This is a genomic window from Cyanobium sp. FACHB-13342 (genome assembly GCF_014697415.1).
Lineage (GTDB): Bacteria > Cyanobacteriota > Cyanobacteriia > PCC-6307 > Cyanobiaceae > Cyanobium_A.
In genome coordinates this window covers 357,464-372,431 of record NZ_JACJRT010000008.1, presented here as the reverse complement: position 1 = coordinate 372,431, position 14,968 = coordinate 357,464, and the positions used below count along the sequence as shown (strand labels likewise).

16 protein-coding genes are annotated in these 14,968 nt (G+C 66.7%); 9 read left to right on the top strand and 7 right to left on the bottom strand.

All coding sequences use genetic code 11. The features are described from left to right. Positions 1–10 precede the first annotated feature (10 nt). The 6 genes from H6G16_RS07395 to H6G16_RS07370 form a co-directional block, all read right to left on the bottom strand. Positions 11–373, bottom strand: coding sequence for a hypothetical protein (locus tag H6G16_RS07395; protein WP_347238825.1), 363 nt, complete (start codon positions 371–373; stop codon positions 11–13). Beyond that, positions 370–552: a hypothetical protein gene (locus H6G16_RS07390; RefSeq protein ID WP_190389625.1), complete on the bottom strand. Its 183-nt coding sequence runs from the start codon at positions 550–552 to the stop codon at positions 370–372. Before H6G16_RS07390 ends, H6G16_RS07395 begins: the two co-directional genes overlap by 4 nt. Positions 553–555: 3 nt before the next feature. Then, the gene (locus tag H6G16_RS07385; RefSeq protein ID WP_242036244.1) at positions 556–885 is read right to left on the bottom strand and encodes a hypothetical protein; all 330 of its coding nucleotides are present in this window, start codon (positions 883–885) and stop codon (positions 556–558) included. A gap of 12 nt (positions 886–897) precedes the next feature. Next, positions 898–1,596, bottom strand: coding sequence for a peptide-methionine (S)-S-oxide reductase MsrA (gene msrA, locus H6G16_RS07380; protein WP_190389624.1), 699 nt, complete (start codon positions 1,594–1,596; stop codon positions 898–900). 26 nt (positions 1,597–1,622) lie between these two features. Further along, positions 1,623–1,901 carry a hypothetical protein gene (locus H6G16_RS07375; protein WP_190389623.1) on the bottom strand — a complete coding sequence of 93 codons (279 nt, stop codon included), beginning with the start codon at positions 1,899–1,901 and terminating at the stop codon, positions 1,623–1,625. An 82-nt stretch (positions 1,902–1,983) separates the two neighbouring features. Further along, on the bottom strand, positions 1,984–3,765 hold the full coding sequence (locus H6G16_RS07370) for an ABC transporter ATP-binding protein (RefSeq protein ID WP_190389622.1): 1,782 nt from the start codon (positions 3,763–3,765) through the stop codon (positions 1,984–1,986). Positions 3,766–3,841: 76 nt separating this feature from the next. Here H6G16_RS07370 and H6G16_RS07365 point away from each other — a divergent pair, with 76 nt between their 5' ends. From H6G16_RS07365 to H6G16_RS07325, 9 genes are all read left to right on the top strand, one after another. Next, the gene (locus H6G16_RS07365) at positions 3,842–4,159 is read left to right on the top strand and encodes a DUF3288 family protein (protein ID WP_190389621.1); all 318 of its coding nucleotides are present in this window, start codon (positions 3,842–3,844) and stop codon (positions 4,157–4,159) included. Between the two features lie 152 nt (positions 4,160–4,311). Continuing rightward, positions 4,312–5,355 (top strand): anthranilate phosphoribosyltransferase, encoded by a 1,044-nt coding sequence (gene trpD, locus H6G16_RS07360; RefSeq protein ID WP_190389620.1) that lies wholly within the window; start codon positions 4,312–4,314, stop codon positions 5,353–5,355. Continuing rightward, a complete protein-coding gene (gene carA / locus H6G16_RS07355; RefSeq protein ID WP_190389619.1) occupies positions 5,352–6,515 on the top strand; it encodes a glutamine-hydrolyzing carbamoyl-phosphate synthase small subunit in 1,164 nt (387 codons plus the stop codon). The genes trpD and carA overlap by 4 nt, the downstream gene beginning before the upstream one ends. Positions 6,516–6,637: 122 nt before the next feature. Then, entirely contained in the window at positions 6,638–6,982 is a 345-nt protein-coding gene (locus H6G16_RS07350; RefSeq protein WP_190389618.1) for an STAS domain-containing protein, read from the top strand. Between the two features lie 37 nt (positions 6,983–7,019). Next, positions 7,020–7,406: a ribonuclease III domain-containing protein gene (locus H6G16_RS07345; RefSeq protein ID WP_190389779.1), complete on the top strand. Its 387-nt coding sequence runs from the start codon at positions 7,020–7,022 to the stop codon at positions 7,404–7,406. A gap of 15 nt (positions 7,407–7,421) precedes the next feature. After that, positions 7,422–9,074 (top strand): 23S rRNA (guanosine(2251)-2'-O)-methyltransferase RlmB, encoded by a 1,653-nt coding sequence (gene rlmB / locus H6G16_RS13095; protein WP_242036243.1) that lies wholly within the window; start codon positions 7,422–7,424, stop codon positions 9,072–9,074. Between the two features lie 61 nt (positions 9,075–9,135). After that, positions 9,136–9,378, top strand: coding sequence for a DUF1816 domain-containing protein (locus tag H6G16_RS07335; RefSeq protein ID WP_190389617.1), 243 nt, complete (start codon positions 9,136–9,138; stop codon positions 9,376–9,378). Positions 9,379–9,419: 41 nt separating this feature from the next. Beyond that, a complete protein-coding gene (gene gatA, locus H6G16_RS07330; protein WP_190389616.1) occupies positions 9,420–10,880 on the top strand; it encodes an Asp-tRNA(Asn)/Glu-tRNA(Gln) amidotransferase subunit GatA in 1,461 nt (486 codons plus the stop codon). 111 nt (positions 10,881–10,991) lie between these two features. Beyond that, positions 10,992–14,522: a DNA polymerase III subunit alpha gene (locus H6G16_RS07325; protein WP_190389615.1), complete on the top strand. Its 3,531-nt coding sequence runs from the start codon at positions 10,992–10,994 to the stop codon at positions 14,520–14,522. Here H6G16_RS07325 and H6G16_RS07320 read toward each other — a convergent pair whose 3' ends face one another. Then, a complete protein-coding gene (locus tag H6G16_RS07320; RefSeq protein ID WP_190389614.1) occupies positions 14,523–14,957 on the bottom strand; it encodes a PAM68 family protein in 435 nt (144 codons plus the stop codon). Between the last annotated feature and the right edge of the window lie 11 nt (positions 14,958–14,968).

The window sequence follows — 14,968 nt, the reverse complement described above, 5'->3', positions numbered from 1 at the left end:
AAGGAAGCTATCACAACGCTTTGCGCCGTTTCAGCCGCCGAATCAGCACGCCGGTGAGCCGGTCCCGGTTGAGCCTGGCGTAGCCCGGAAGGCGCAGTTGGCGGGCCAACTGCCTCAGCTCCACCAGACCCATGCCGGCCAGCCGCAACTCGGGCAACTTTTGCCAGGCGGCGGCTGCCGCTGGCAGGTTCGACCCCTGGCGATTGCCCGTGAAACCGAGCAGGGCCCCGCCCGCCATCCATTCCGGCACCAGCACAAACAGCACCGCCAGCAATCCGTAGAGCTCAACCAGCCCCTTGGGCAGGGGGTGCAGCTGGCGGGGATTCCCCCCTGGCTGGCTCAGCGTGGGTTCGGGCCGATCGGGCTCAGTCACAGCAGGGCAGGGCTGGAACCAGGTTGCCAGCCCCTGAGCTGGGCCGAAGGGCCATCACGCCACTGCAGCTGGGGTTCGGGCCGCGGGTTGAGCTTGACGCTCCAGAACACCAGGGCGAAACAGACGCCCAGGGTGATCAGCAAACCCAGGATCACCACCCGATCCGGCAACGGAGACATCGCTCAGACCTGCTCAGTGCGGAGGCACTCCAGCCGACGCGACAGCTGTTCCATGGTCAGCACGTCTCCTTTCAGGATCAGGGTCATCTGCTCATTGCGGTAACGCAGGCCCGGTAGGTCGGAGGCTTCGCGGAACAGGGTGGAGCGGAACCTGCCAGCGATCAGCGAGGCCTGGGCGTCATTGCGCTCCAGGGTCACCCGCCGTTGATCGGGACAGAGGAACTGTTCGGTGATGCCGTAGTCCTCCCACCAGGGGGATCCCATCGCCAGGCTGCTGGGACCCAGCGGCTGCAGCGAGAGCAGCTGGGACGCCAGGAGCGGGAGAAGGGACAACACCGGCATCGCTTAGGCCAGCTGAATGGGGGCATTGTCACCCCGCAGCACGCAATGGGCCACCGTCCAGTCGTAGGCCTCCCACACCCGGGGATCGAGCTTGTAGGCCGATCCCTCAAAGGAGCCCAGCCTCTGACCGCTGGGTTGGGCCGAGCAGTAGGGACGGCTGCCCGGTTTGGCGAGGTACTGCTGGTGATAGGGCTCGGCGTACCAGAGGGTCTGGTGGGTGCGGAGTTCCGTGGTGATGGCGCCGTAGCCCGCCTGGCTCAGCAGGGTCTGATAGGCCGCCTGGCTGGCTTGGGCCTGGGCAAGCAGGGCCGGATCGTCCACGTAGATCACCGAGCGGTACTGGCTGCCGCGATCATTGCCCTGGCGATTGCCCTGGGTGGGGTCATGGCACTCCCAGAACAGCTTGAGCAGGTCGCTGAAGTCGATCCGCGTGGTGTCCCACACCACCCGCACCACTTCGCTGTGGCCGGTGTTGCCGGAGCAGACCTGCTGATAGGTGGGGTTTTCCAGGGAGCCCCCGGCGTAGCCCACCGCGGTGGTGACCACCCCCGGCAGGCGCCAGAACCCCTTCTCAGCCCCCCAGAAACAGCCACAGCCGAACACCGCTTCGGCCTGTCCCTGCTGGGTCGGGGCATCAATCGCAGTTCCCAGCACCGCATGGGCGGACTGGCTCTGGGGAGCGGTCTGAAACAGCCCGAACACAAGCGCTCTGCTGAAGAAAGCCGAGCCTAGGTGGCCTCTTTTGCCGCTGCGTCCGGCTCCAAGGCGATGTGGTTCAGCAGGGTGGTGGTGAAGGCAAACAGCAGGAAGGGCAGCGAGAGCACCAGGATCAGACCCACCCCCACGAGGGCGAAGATCGGTTTGCTGGCTCCCATCAGGGCCAGGCCCGCCGCCAGGCTGGCGAAGATCACCAGCATCCAGATCAGGATCTGGCCGTAGATGTCGCCGAAGGTCAGGGTGCAGCGCAGCCGGTACGGCCAGCCGGTGAATGGGGCAGCGGGCTCCATGGCGCGGGGCTTGGACGGAAGTAGTACCCCCACGTAAGCCCCGGCGCTGGGGCTTGTCCGAACTGCTCAACAAGTGTTGAGATCAGCCCGCAGCTTTCAGCTGTTCGGTGGCCTGTTCCCGATCCCAGAGCCGCTGATAGGTGCCCCGCTGGGCAAGCAGGGCGTTGTGGGTTCCCTGCTGCACCAGCCGGCCGTCTTCCAGCACCAACACCCGGTCGCAGGCGGCGGCGGCCGAGAGCTGGTGGCTGATCATCAAAATCGTGCGCCCGTCGGGCTGGGCCGAACCCTGTTGGCGGGAACGCTCTTCCCGGATGCTGCGCAGAATTTCGGCGGCGGTGCTGTTGTCCACGCTGGCCAGGGCGTCGTCCAACACCAACAGGGGGCTCTGGACCAGCAGGGCCCGGCCCAGGGCCGTGCGCTGGCGTTGCCCGCCACTGAGGGTGATCCCCCGTTCCCCGACCAGGGTCTCGTAGCCGTCGGGGAACCCCTTGATATCTCCGTCCAGCCGGGCCTGGCGGGCCGCTTCTTGCACCCGCTCCAGTGGCGCCTCCGGTTCGCCATAGCGCAGGTTGTCCGCCAGGGTGGCGGTAAATAGATAGCCCTCTTGGGGCACCAGCCCGACCCGGCCGCGCAGTTCGGCCAGATCCAGGGTGGTGATGTCGACGCCGTCCAGCCACAACTGGCCGGGATCCACCTGCACCATGCGTCCCAGGGCCCGGGCCAGGGTCGTCTTGCCGCAGCCCACCGGTCCCACCACCGCCACCAGTTCCCCCGGTTGCAGCGCAAAGCTCACGTCCACCAGCGCTGGCCTGGGGGCATTGGGGTAGCGCACCGTGAGCCCTCGGGCTTCCACCGCCCCGCGACTGGGCTGGCCGGGGGGCTGGGGGAACCGGGGGGACATCACCAGCGGTTGCCGTCGCAGCAGCTCCTCAACCCGCTCCAAACTCACCTGGCCAGTCTGGAAGGTGTTGAGGGTGAAGCCCAGCAGGGCGGTCGGGAAGACCAGCCGTTCCACAAACAGAATCAGGGCCACCAGGTCGCCGATCGTGAGTCGACCGCTCTCCAGCTGGCCGCTGCCCAGGGCAAGCAGGAGCAGCAGGCTGATGGAGGAGATGCCCTCCAACAGGGGGAACAGCGTGCTGCGGGTGCGGGCCAGGTTCAGGGCTGCGTCCCGATAGACGCGGTTGCGGCCGGCAAAGGCCTGCTCTTCCGTCGCTTCCTGGCCATAAATCTTGATGGCGCTGATGCCGGAGAGGTCCTCCTGGATCAGGTCGCTGAGGGAGGCAAGGGCTTCCTGCTGGCGACGCTGCTGGCGCATCATGCGACCGCCGAACAGCCGCACCACAATCAGCATCACCGGGTAGAGCCCCACCGCCGCCAGGCTCAGCCAGGGGTCGATGGCGAGCATGGCCGGCAGCGTCAGGGCGTAGGCCAGCGCCGTGTTGGTGAGGCTCAGCACGGCGAAACCGAGCAGGCGCCGCACATTTTCCACATCACTGGTGGCCCGGCTGATCACCTCGCCACTGCCGGTGGTCTGCACCCAGCCGGGTTCCTGCAGCAACAGGTGATCGAAGATCTGCTGCTTGAGGTCGGCCTCCACCTGCCGTCCCACCCCAAACACCTGCATGCGGGAGTACAGCCGCACCGCCCCCATCGCCGTGGCCAGCACCACAATCAGTCCCGCTTGGGCGAGCACGTCCTGCAGGGCAAAACCGTCCTGGAGATCGTCGATCACCCGCCGCACCAGCAGGGGAATCGAGACGCTCAGCAGGTTCACCACCACCAGGGCTGCCATGCCCCGCAGCACAACCTTGCGGTGGGGCCGCAGGTAGCGGCCTATCAGATCCAGCCGGATGGCGCCCATCGGGGCCCGGTTCACAGGTGCCCCCAACCTAGGGAGCGGCTTTTCCGGCAGGCTGGGGTCCCCGAGCGGCCCTGACATGGACACCGGCAACCCCGACCAGAGTCACCCCCTCTATGCCATCGATCGGGATGTGGTGGATCGCCTGCTTGCTGCCGAGGTGCCGGCGGACGATCACCTGGTGGATGCGGCCCGGCTGCTGATGCGCTACGAGGGGTTTCCAGGGGCCCACGACCTCAGCGCCGATCTCGCCAAGGCGCTGCGGCTGTGGGGCCTCACGCGGCAGGAGCTGCATGCACGCACGCGCCTGATCTGGGAGGGGGGGTATCGGCCGGTTCCAGCGGCGGCTGAGGCCGTCGGCTCCAGCTTCGACACCGCCGATCAGGACCAGGCCTAAACGAAATGTCCCCCGGGCATCGCCAATTTCACCCTCTTCGGGTGATAGTGGAAGGGTCCCCATCACCCGGCCCGGCGTGCTTTGCACCCGGGCTTTTTACTGACCAGCCTGGTTGGCCTCCAGCCCATCACTGACCTCTGATCCCCCCTCCCATGCTCCAAGCCCAATCGTGGCCAGCCCTGTTGGAGCAGTTGCTGAATGGGGTGCCGCTCACGGAGGAGCAGGCCACGGCCCTGATGCGGGGCTGGCTCGACGAGCAGATCGATCCGGTGCTCACCGGAGCCCTGCTGGCCGCCCTGCGCGCCAAGGGCGTCAACGGTGTGGAACTGGCCGCCATGGCCCAGGTTCTGAGGGAGGCCTGCCCCTTGCCAGGGACCCGGCCTGACCTCGACCTGGTTGACACCTGCGGCACCGGCGGGGATGGGGCCGACAGCTTCAATATTTCCACTGCTGTGGCCTTCGTGGCCGCCGCCTGTGGAGCCCATGTGGCCAAACACGGCAACCGCAGTGCCAGTGGTCGGGTGGGATCGGCGGATGTGCTCGAAGCCCTCGGCATCCATTTGCTGGCGCCCCAGGAGCAGGTGGTGGCGGCCCTGCCGCAGGCGGGTGTCACCTTTCTGTTCGCCCCGGGCTGGCATCCGGCCCTGGTGGGTCTGGCCCCCCTGCGACGCAGCCTCGGCGTGCGCACGGTGTTCAATCTGCTGGGTCCCCTGGTGAACCCCCTGCGCCCCGACGCCCAGGTGCTGGGGGTGGCCCGGGAGGATCTGCTCGATCCCATGGCCGAGGCCCTGGCCCGCCTCGGTCTGCGCCGGGCCGTGGTGGTGCATGGCCATGGAGGCCTGGACGAGGCGTCCCTGGCTGGGGTCAATGCGCTGCGACTGGTGGAGGCCGGCTCGGTGCGGGCCGACCAGCTCGATCCGGAGACCCTGGGCCTCCAGCGGGCCCCGATCGACGCGCTGGCCGGGGGTGATCTCTCCACCAACCGATCGATTCTCGAGGCGGTGCTCCAGGGCCGGGGCAGCCAGGCCCAAGCCGATGTGGTGGCCCTCAATGCCGCCCTGGTGCTGTGGGCGGCTGGCCTGGCCGACAGCGTGGCTGAGGGGCTGGTTCAGGCCCGGCAAGCCTTGGCCTCTGGCCAGGCCTGGAGCGCCCTGGAGCGCCTCCGCGCCGCCTTGCCCACCCCCGCTGCGGGATGATCGCTCTAACTGTGCTGGATCCCGTGGGTGAGCCCTCTGCCACTGCCCTGTTGGTGCTGGCCGATGGCACGGTGCTGCGGGGGGAGGCCTTTGGCGCCCGCGGCACGGCCATCGGGGAGGTGGTCTTCAACACCGGCATGACCGGTTATCAGGAGGTGATGACCGACCCCAGCTATTCCGGACAGCTGGTCACCTTCACCTATCCCGAGCTCGGCAACACCGGCGTCAATGGGGATGACCAGGAGGCGGACCGTCCCCATGTGCGTGGCGTCATTGCCCGCCAGCTGTCCCCCCGGGCCAGCAACTGGCGCTCCCAAGGGGACTTGGAGAGCTGGTTGACCCAGCACGGGGTTGTGGGCATCCGGGCCGTCGACACCCGGGCTCTGGTGCGGCACCTGCGGGAGGGAGGGGCCCTCAACGGGGCGATCAGCACCGATGGCACCCCGCCGGCAGAGCTGCTTGCCCAGGTGCGCTCGGCTCCCTCCATGCAGGGGCTCAACCTGGCGGCCCAGGTGACCACCCGCGAGCCTTATCACTGGACCCGGCCCTGTGGCGCCAGCTTCGACACCCGGCTGCAGGTCAACCCCGAACGCCCCTACCGCGTCGTGGCAATCGACTTCGGCATCAAGCGGGCCATCCTGGAACGCTTGTTGGCCCATGGCTGTGACGTCACGGTGTTGCCAGCCGATGCCAGCCTCGATCAGGTCCTCAGCCACAGTCCCGAGGGGGTGTTCCTCTCCAACGGCCCGGGAGATCCGGCTGCCGTCAGCAGTGGCATCGACCTGGCCCGGGGGTTGCTGGCCCAGAACGACCTGCCGGTGTTCGGCATCTGCCTGGGCCACCAGATTCTTGGCTTGGCCCTCGGGGGACGGACCTTCAAGCTCGGCTACGGCCATCGCGGCCTCAACCATCCCTGCGGCAGCCCCGGCCAGGTGGAGATCACCAGCCAGAACCATGGCTTCGCCTTGGATGCAGCGTCCTTGCCGGCCGATCGGGTGCGGGTGACGCACTTCAATCTCAACGACCACACCGTCGCTGCCCTGGAGATGCTGCATGCCCCTGTGTTCGGGGTCCAGTACCACCCGGAGGCCAGTCCGGGCCCCCATGACGCCGATCACCACTTCGCCCGCTTTACGGCCCTGATGGCGTCCCGCCGCTGAGGCTGGCCCGATGCGTTGGCGGGCTGTCGCAGTTTTGTTGCGACTGCTGCAGCGACAAATTTGCTCCCTACACTTCGGCCCAGAACGGATCGAGGACTGGAGCCATTCACGACCTGCAGCGATTGACGGTGTCCCTGCGAGGGGGCTTCGAGCAGCAGGCCCACTGCCAGCTGTTCCGTTTCACCGGCCAGCTGGATGCCTATTCCGACAAGCAGTTTGGGGAATTCATCGCCTCCCACCGGGGCATGGGTCAGCCCCTGGTGATCGATCTGAGCCATATCGACTTCATTGACTCCTCCGGCCTGGGGGCCCTGGTGCAGCTGGCCAAGCAGTGCAACACCGACCAGCAACAGTTTCTCGTGGTGGGCAACGCGCGCGTGGTGCAAACCGTGAAACTCGTGCGCCTCGAGGAATTCCTGCATCTCCAGCCCGATCTCGACACGGCCCTTGGCAACCTCGCCGCCTGAGCAGGTTGACGGCGGCTCCGGGGCCGCAACCAGCTGGCTGACTGCGCTCCCCACCCAGCTCCCCAGCGGCGAACTTGGACCTGTCCAGCTCGCCTGGCTGGGGGATGCGGTCTGGGAACTCCACCAGCGCTTGCAGCGGTGTCGGCGGCCGGCCCGTTCCCAGACCCTCCATCAGGAGGTGGTGCAGGCGGTGCGCGCCGATGCCCAGGCCAGAGCTTTGGAATGCCTCGATTCTCTCCTCCACGAGGCCGAACGGGACCTGGTACGCCGGGGCCGAAATCGGGCAGGACGGGGGCCCCGTCGGGGGGATGCGGCGGCCTATGGCCAGGCCACCGGCTTCGAGGCATTGCTGGGCTGGCTGTTTCTCCACGACCCGCCCCGGTTGGCCGAGCTGCTAGATCACTTGAAGGAGAACGATCCATAACCAGCGGGAAACGCCATGAGCCCACGATTTGAACGTCGTCCGGACAAGCGGACGGGGGGCGGGGGCCGCGGGGCAGGACGCCCGCCCCGCTTCAGTGGTCCGAAGCCCGAATGGCGACGGGATGGCGACCAGCCACGCCGGGAGGGGAGTGGGGATCGATCCAGCAGCCGCGGGGAACGCCCCCCGCTGGACAGCAAGCCCTATGACCGGCGTCCCCAGGCCCGTCGCGGCGATGGGGGCCGTCCCCTGGGTCGGCGTCCCGAGGTGCGTCGGATTGAGGGTGGCCGGCCCGAGGGGCCCCGGTTCGAGGCCGGCCGGCCCGAGCCAGGCCGCTTTGAGCGCGGTCGTCCGGAGGGGGGCCGCTTTGAGCGGGGCCGCTCGGACGGCAGCCGGTTCGGTGGCGGCCGTCCCCAGGGCCGTCGATTCGAGGGCGGCCGCCCCGCCGGCGGCCGTTCGGAAGGGGGCCGTTTCGGGGGATCACGCTTTGAAGGCTCCCGTTTTGAAGGATCCCGTGGGGGGCCGGCCCGCTTCGCGCCCAAGCCCCTGATTGTCGATGCCGGCAGCCTCCCACCCACTGGGGAGGCCGAGCGCCACAGCGTTGACCCCAGCACGGACCTGATCTGGGGACGCCACCCGGCCCAGGCTGCCCTGGAGAGTGGCCGGCCGATTCACCGGGTGTGGTGCACGCCGGAGATGCGCTTTAGTCCCAAATTTCTGCAGTTGCTGCGCGAGGCGAAGTCCTCCGGTGTGTTGGTGGAGGAGGTCACCTGGGCACGGCTGGGTCAACTCACCGGTGGTGCGGTGCACCAGGGCATCGCCCTCCAGACCGCCGCCGCAGAAACCCTCGACCTCCCGACCCTGATCGAGGGTTGCGCCAGCATCGGCGAACCCCCGCTGCTGATGGCGGTTGACGGCCTCACGGACCCCCAGAACCTCGGGGCCATCGTGCGCAGCGCCGAGGCCCTTGGTGCCCACGGACTGGTGCTGCCCCAACGCCGCAGTGCGGGTCTCACCGGCTCGGTCGCCAAGGTGGCGGCCGGCGCCCTGGAGCACCTTCCCGTCGCCCGCGTCGTCAACCTCAACCGCGCCCTCGACACCCTCAAGCAGGAGGGCTATCGCATCGTGGGCCTGGCGGCGGAGGGCACCGTCAGCCTGGAGGAGGTTGACTTGGACGGGCCCCTGGTCATCGTCACCGGTTCGGAGGGCGATGGACTCTCAATGCTGACCCGTCGCAACTGCGACCAGCTGGTGCGCATCCCCCTGCGGGGGGCGACCCCCAGCCTCAATGCCTCCGTGGCCACGGCCCTGCTCCTGTACGAGGTGGCCCGTCGTGGCTGGATGAAGGGGCTCAGCGGTTCCCAGCCCGCACCGCGCCTGGTCAGGCCCCAGCTCCCCGCCCCGGCCGCTTCCGCCAGTGCTCCCGACACCGAGGTCGACAGAGAGGTCGACAGCGAGGTCGAACCCGAGCACGCCATGGCGTTCGATCCGGCCCCGGACCTGTCCAGCCCTGCCGCGGGAGAGCACTCCGAACCTGATGAGTCGGCCGATTCCCTGGCGGCGAGTGAGCCCACGGCACCAGATCCAGCGAAGATCCCGCTGGATTCCGGGCTGGACCTGGACCCCAGCCCCGCTCGCGCTCCCGGGTTCTGGGGAGACATTCAGTTGTGAGCCGCGCCATGCCTGACGGGCCTCGGGCCGGGCAGAATGCAGGGAGTCCTGCCCCCGCCCCATGAATCCCTTGCTGTGGCCCGTGCGCAGCTGCGCCAATGGTCTGGGCCTGGCTTGGTGGGCGCGGGTGGAGACGCGTTCTCCCGATGCGGTCTACTGGTTTGGGCCCTTCGTGCGTCGTCGCACGCTCGAAACCCACCTACCTGCCTTCCTCGACGACATTCAGGCCGAATCTCCTGGATCGCTGGAGCACCGGGTACTCCGTACCCGGCGGGGTGAACCCCTCACCGAGTTCGGGGGATGAGGGTCGGCTGATAGCGTCCAGACCAACTGGCAATAGGGTGGATGGGGATCGCCGAATGGCGTGAGCAACTGAGCAAGGGCGACGTTTCGGCCCGGGAGCTCACGGATCACCACCTGGCCCGCATTGCTGCGGTCGATTCCACCGTCCACGCCTTCCTGGAGGTCACGGCGGAGCGGGCCCGGGCGGATGCCGATCGCATCGATGAGCGGCGGGCGGCCGGCGAAGCCCTGCCTCCCCTGGCGGGCATTCCACTGGCGATCAAGGACAACCTCTGCACCAAGGGGGTGGCCACCACCTGCTCCAGCCGAATGCTGGAGCACTTCGTGCCCCCCTACGAAAGCACGGTTACCGAGCGCCTTTGGCAGGCCGGTGGCGTCCTGCTCGGCAAGACCAATCTCGATGAGTTCGCCATGGGCAGCTCGACCGAGACCTCAGCCTTCGGCCCCAGCCGCAACCCCTGGAATCCGGAGAAAGTTCCCGGTGGCAGTTCCGGTGGCAGTGCCGCCGCGGTGGCCGCCGGCGAGTGCCTGGCCTCGCTCGGATCCGACACCGGCGGCTCGATTCGCCAGCCTGCCGCCTTCTGCGGTGTGGTGGGTCTGAAGCCCACCTACGGCCGCGTCAGTCGCTACGGCCTGGTGGCCTTTGCCAGCTCCCTCGACCAGGTCGGCCCCTTCACCACCAGCGTGGCCGATGCGGCCGAACTGCTGCAGGTGATTGCCGGTGCCGACCCCCGCGATGCCACCTGTTTGAAGGCCCCCGTACCCGATTACCGGGCCGCCCTGCAGCAGCCGGTGGCTGGTCTGCGGGTGGGCATTGTGCGCGAGTGCTTCGAGGCGGAGGGGCTCGACCCCCAGGTGAAGGCTTCGGTGATGGCGGCGGCGGCCCAGCTGGAAGCCCTGGGCTGCGAGCTGGTGGAGGTGAGCTGCCCCCGGTTCAACGACGGCATTGCCACCTACTACGTCATTGCCCCTTCCGAGGCGTCGGCCAACCTGGCCCGTTACGACGGCGTCAAATACGGCTACCGCTCGCCGGATGCGGCCAGCCTGGCCGAGATGACGGCCCGCAGCCGGGCGGAAGGCTTCGGCGATGAGGTGCAGCGTCGCATCCTGATCGGCACCTACGCCCTCTCAGCCGGCTATGTGGATGCCTACTACAAGAAGGCCCAGCAGGTGCGCACCCTGATCCGGCGCGATTTTGACCGGGCGTTCGAAGCCGTCGATGTGCTGCTCACCCCCACCTCGCCCACCACCGCCTTTGGCTTTGGTGCCCACGCGGAGGACCCGCTCGCCATGTACCTGGCCGACCTGCTGACCATTCCCGCCAACATGGCTGGCCTGCCGGCGATCAGCCTTCCCTGTGGCTTCGACCTGCAGGGTCTGCCCATCGGTCTGCAGCTGATCACCGGCGTGCTGGAGGAGCCGCGTCTGTTGCAGGTGGCCCACCATTACGAGCAGGCGGCCCGGGTGATGGAGGCTCGCCCCCCAGCCGGGTTGGTTCCCTAGGCGGGCCCCAGATCTGGTGCCAGTTCTACGTTTCCTTTGAGCCAGCACACTGGATCTTGCGTCGTCGCCTAGCCTTAGGAGGCCTCTGGCGCCCTCCGGCCGTCTCGCTCCTTGGCCTTCGTTCCACTCCACAACCACAGCGACTACAGCCTCCTGGATGGAGCCAGTCAGCTGCCGGCGATGGTGGAGCGGGCGGTAGCGCTCGGGATGCCGGCCCTGGCCCTGACCGACCACGGTGTCATGTATGGCGCCATTGAGTTGCTGAAGCTCTGCACCAAGGCAGGAATCAAGCCGATCATCGGCAACGAGATGTATGTCATCAATGGCTCCATTGATGATCCCCAGCAGAAAAAAGAGAAGCGCTACCACCTCGTGGTGCTGGCCAAGAATGCCGTGGGCTATCGCAACCTGGTGAAGCTCACCAGCATCAGCCACCTGCGCGGCATGCGGGGTCGGGGCATTTTTGCCCGGGCCTGCATCGACAAGCAGCTCCTGGCCCAGTACAGCGATGGCTTGATCGTGGCCACCGCCTGCCTGGGCGGTGAGATTCCCCAGGCCATTTTGCGGGGCCGGCCCGAGGTGGCCCGGGAGGTGGCCCGTTGGTATCAGGCCACCTTCGGCGACGATTTCTATCTGGAGATCCAAGACCATGGTGGGATCGAAGATCGCATCGTCAACACGGAGATCGCCCGCATCGGCGCCGAGCTGGGCATTGAGCTGATTGCCACCAATGACGCCCACTACCTCAGCGCCAATGACGTGGAGGCCCACGATGCCTTGCTGTGCGTGCTCACCGGCAAGCTGATCAGCGACGAAAAGCGTCTGCGCTACACCGGCACCGAATACATCAAGGGCGAAGCCGAGATGCTCGCCCTCTTTGGCGATCACCTCTCCCAGGACGTGATCCAACGCGCCGTGGCCAATACGGCCAAGGTGGCGGAGAAGGTGGAGGCCTACGACATCCTGGGCCGCTACCAGATGCCGCGGTTCCCGATTCCCGAGGGGCACACGCCGGTGAGCTACCTCACCGCGGTGGCCGAGCAGGGCCTGCGGGATCGCTTGCACCTGGGGGGTGGTGCGGCATTTGAGACGGAGTACGGCGAGCGGTTGGCCTTCGAGCTGCAGGTGATGGAGCAGATGGGTTTCCCCACGTACTTCCTCGTGGTGTGGGACTACATCCGTTTCGCCCGGGACAACGGCATTCCGGTTGGTCCGGGCCGGGGCTCGGCGGCGGGTTCCCTAGTGGCCTATGCCCTGGGCATCACCAATATCGACCCGGTCACCAATGGGCTGCTGTTCGAGCGCTTTCTCAATCCCGAGCGCAAGTCGATGCCGGATATTGACACCGACTTCTGCATCGAACGCCGTGGCGAGGTGATCGACTACGTCACCCAGCGTTATGGCGAAGAGAAGGTGGCCCAGATCATCACCTTTAACCGCATGACCTCCAAGGCCGTGCTCAAGGATGTGGCGCGGGTGCTGGACATTCCCTATGGCGATGCCGACCGGCTGGCCAAGCTGATTCCGGTGGTGCGGGGCAAACCTGCCAAGCTCAAGGAGATGATCGGCGCAGAGTCGCCGGCGCCTGAGTTTCGCGAGAAGTATGAGAAAGACCCAGCGGTCAAGCGCTGGGTGGACATGGCCATGCGCATCGAGGGCACCAACAAGACCTTTGGCGTGCACGCCGCCGGTGTGGTGATTGCCGCCGAACCGCTGGATCAATTTGTGCCCCTGCAGCGCAACAACGATGGCCAGGTGATCACCCAGTACTTCATGGAAGATGTGGAGTCGATGGGCCTGCTGAAGATGGACTTCCTGGGCCTGAAAAATCTCACCATGATCGATAAAACCGTCGATCTGGTGGAGCAGAGCAGCGGTGTGAGAGTAGATCCCGATGATCTTCCGCTCAACGATGAGGGCACCTACGCCCTGCTGGCCCGCGGTGATCTCGAGGGAATTTTCCAGTTGGAATCCAGCGGCATGCGCCAGATCGTGCGCGACCTTAAACCCTCGTCGCTGGAAGATATTTCCTCCATTCTGGCCCTGTATCGACCAGGCCCCTTGGACGCGGGTCTCATTCCCAAATTCATCAATCGCAAGCACGGGCGTGAAGCGATTGACGTCGCCCACGAAAAGCTGGAGCCGATCCTCAAGGAGACCTACGGGATCATGGTCTACCAGGAGCAGATCATGAAAATTGCCCAGGATCTGGCTGGCTACTCCCTGGGCGAGGCTGACCTGTTGCGGCGGGCGATGGGCAAGAAGAAGAAAAGCGAAATGGAGAAGCACCAGAGCATTTTTGTGAGTGGTGCCACCGAAAGGGGGGTGGAGCCACGGGTTGCGGAAGCGCTGTTCGAACAGATGGTGCTCTTTGCTGAATATTGCTTCAACAAGAGCCACTCCACCGCCTACGGGGCGGTGACCTATCAAACCGCCTATCTCAAGGCCCACTATCCGGTGGCCTACATGGCGGCGTTGCTCACCGTGAATGCCGGCGACAGCGCCAAGGTGCAGCGTTACATCGCCAATTGCAACGCCATGGGTATCGAGGTGATGCCTCCTGATGTGAATGCCTCCGGCATCGATTTCACACCCGTGGGTGATCGCATCCTCTTTGGCCTCTCGGCCGTGCGCAATCTGGGGGATGGGGCGATTCGGCAGTTGATCGAGTGCCGTCGGGTTGACGGCCCCTTTGCCAGCCTGGCCGAACTCTGTGATCGCATCCCCGGCCAGCAGCTCAACCGCCGGGCCATGGAGGCCCTGATCCATTCCGGTGCCCTCGATGCCCTGGAACCCAGCGCCAACCGTGCCCAGTTGATGGCCGACCTCGATCTGGTGATCGACTGGGCCAGTTCCCGGGCCAAGGATCGGGCCAGCGGCCAGGGCAATCTCTTCGATCTCCTGGCGGCCCCAGCCGACAGCAACCCCGTTGGAGCCTCAGCAGCTGATCTCAGTACGGCCCCCAAGGCGGCGCCGGTGCCCGACTATCCCCCCACCGAAAAACTGCGGTTGGAGAAGGAGCTGGTGGGCTTCTACCTTTCCGATCACCCCCTCAAGCAGTTGGCCCGCCAGGTGAAGCTGCTCTCCCCGATCGCCCTGGGACAATTGGAGGAGATGGCGGACAAGGCCAAGGTGAGTGCGGTGGTGATGGTGCCCGAACTCCGCCAGGTCACCACCCGCAAGGGTGATCGGATGGCCGTCCTGCAGCTGGAGGATCTCACCGGCAGCTGTGAGGCCGTGGTCTTCCCCAAGAGCTACGCGCGCCTGGCCGACCACCTGATGGTGGACGCCCGCCTGCTGGTGTGGGCCTCGGTCGACCGCCGCGATGATCGGGTGCAGCTGATCGTTGACGACTGCCGCTCCATTGATGATCTTCAGTTGCTGATGGTGGACCTGCCAGCCGAGCAGGCTGCGGACATCGCCATCCAGCACAGGCTGCGCGAGTGCCTGCATCGCCACAAGCCCCCCCAGGAGGAAGCCGGCCTGCGGGTGCCGGTTGTAGCCCTCGTCCATCAGGCGGACCAGACCCGTTTCGTTCGGCTCGGCCCCCAGTTCTGCGTGGGAGATGTGGGCGCCGCCCTCGACACGCTCACGGCGGCCGATTTTCAGGCCCGGATCAGTTCGCCCCTGTTGGCTGCTTGATCAGGACTGGGGGCCAGTGCCGCCCTGGCGCATGCTCTTGATCGAGCTGCGCAGGCGGCTGATGTTCACGCCGATTTGCTCGGTGCCCAGAAGGCTTCCAGGCTTGTCTTCCCAGCTGGCGGAGAGGACGCCGAAACTGAGCCCCAGCACGCCCAGAAAAAAACAGGCTCCCGATGCGGCCAGGGTGACGCCGGTCGGAACCTCCACGATCTGGCGGCTCACCAGAAGATAGCTGCCCACAAAGACGCCCATGCCCATCAGGGTGGGGATGCCCGTGCCGATGGCAATGCGCCGGGCCATGCGGTTGGCCACGGCATCGGGAATCACCTGCTGCCCCGTGCTGCGCTGTTTGGCGGCGGGTCGGGCGGGTTTCCCCTGTGGTTGGCGCTTGGCCTTGCCGGCTGGGGCACGACCCTCAATCCCCTTGCCGGCCATGGTCGCTCCGA